The organism is Eubacterium sp. AF17-7 (assembly GCF_003461285.1).
Lineage (GTDB): Bacteria > Bacillota > Clostridia > Lachnospirales > Lachnospiraceae > Eubacterium_U > Eubacterium_U album.
Window position 1 is genome coordinate 1 of sequence record NZ_QTWU01000028.1, and the last position, 1445, is coordinate 1445.

Consider the following 1445-nt stretch of genomic DNA (forward strand, 5'->3'; position numbering starts at 1 on the left):
TGGTGCACCAAATATGCTTGTGACCTTTGGTTTGTATCCAAAAATTCCCTCACCATTTTGCAACATTTTTTTGTTACTAAGAGTGCGTTACTTCAGCATATTGAATTTGCAATGTCCTTTCGTATACCCAACTCGGCAAAATTTCGCAAGTGTCTATAAATTAACATCATTGATTCTTAATTGCTTCTGGGCAGCCATGATGGTTAATTAATAGACGTGCAATAGTTATAGGTTGTTGGGAGTCCGAAAGTATAACCATAATAAACTCAATATGAGGTCTTGAATTTCCTTATTATAAAGGCAAAATTAAGTATATCTATTATTTTCAACCTCAAAGTTTACAATTGATAGCAATTCATCAAAAGCCTCCTCTTCGTTTTCAGTTATCAATCTAATTCTATGTCTCCCTCGCTCATTATTGACATACACTTTCCATTTCTTTTCACATGTATCATAAAAACATCCTATTGTAAAATCAGCAAAAATTTCATCGCCAATCTCCAACTTCCACTTTTCTAATTTACATTGTAGTTCTTCTTTAATTTTCAAAAATTCTTTTCTATTCATTTGTACTACCTCAATTTATAATTCCTAATCGTTTCATGGTATTTCCGTTAAGTGGAGTAACATATTGTCCTGCTCCTCCAGACATATCTCCCCACGAAGCTGCTGTTCCTTTTAACCCGTAAGTGGCATCAATATTACTTCCTACTGCATCTGTCGTATCCTCAATAAAATCATTATATGTATTTTGCAAATTCTTAAAATATGATGAATTAACATTCGCTATTCCTTCCTTAGATAAAATTGTATTCAATCCATCTATATCTCCATTTTTTATTGCATCTATTTTATCAAAATACGTTACATTATTAAAAGTTCCCGTATGATAAGCTGCTTCATTCTCTACATAAGGAATGGCTCTTTCACTATATGTGTATTTACCCGTTGGAGGAACATCTGCAAAATTAGAGTCTCCCATATATCCATATCTATCCCAAGTATTAGGCAACCCATCTGTTCTGGAAATAGATTTGATTGTGCTTTCATCAAAGCCTAATTTAGGTGGCCAATCATATATTACATTTCCTTTCGCATCAAAACCTTTTACATACTGAATATCACTTGGTATATTGATATCAGCTTTATAATTCGAACTTTCAAACAATTTTTGTAATTCTCTTATCTTCTGGGCATCAGTCAAATCACTTCTCATACCAATATCGCTTATTGCTTTACTAAAATCAGCATAAGAGTTTAAACCACCCTCAACAACCTTCTTTACCTCATCAAAGCTCTTCCCTTCCTTAAACATTTCCAGTGCATCATCACCATAACTGTTTATAAGGCTTACTGCTTTTTTAGCTTCTGTCGGCTCCAGATTGTCAATTATTCTCATCTTTACAATAAACGCATTCCAAAACGAATATTTTCATTTCGAATGC

The 1445-nt window shown here is 33.2% G+C and carries 2 protein-coding genes; both read right to left on the minus strand.

The annotated features are described in order from the left end of the window. Nucleotides 1–306: 306 nt before the first annotated feature. Nucleotides 307–567: a hypothetical protein gene (locus DWW96_RS13600; RefSeq protein ID WP_117910800.1), complete on the minus strand. Its 261-nt coding sequence runs from the start codon at nt 565–567 to the stop codon at nt 307–309. 10 nt (nt 568–577) lie between these two features. Beyond that, entirely contained in the window at nt 578–1399 is an 822-nt protein-coding gene (locus DWW96_RS13605; protein WP_117910801.1) for a hypothetical protein, read from the minus strand. Nucleotides 1400–1445 lie beyond the last annotated feature (46 nt).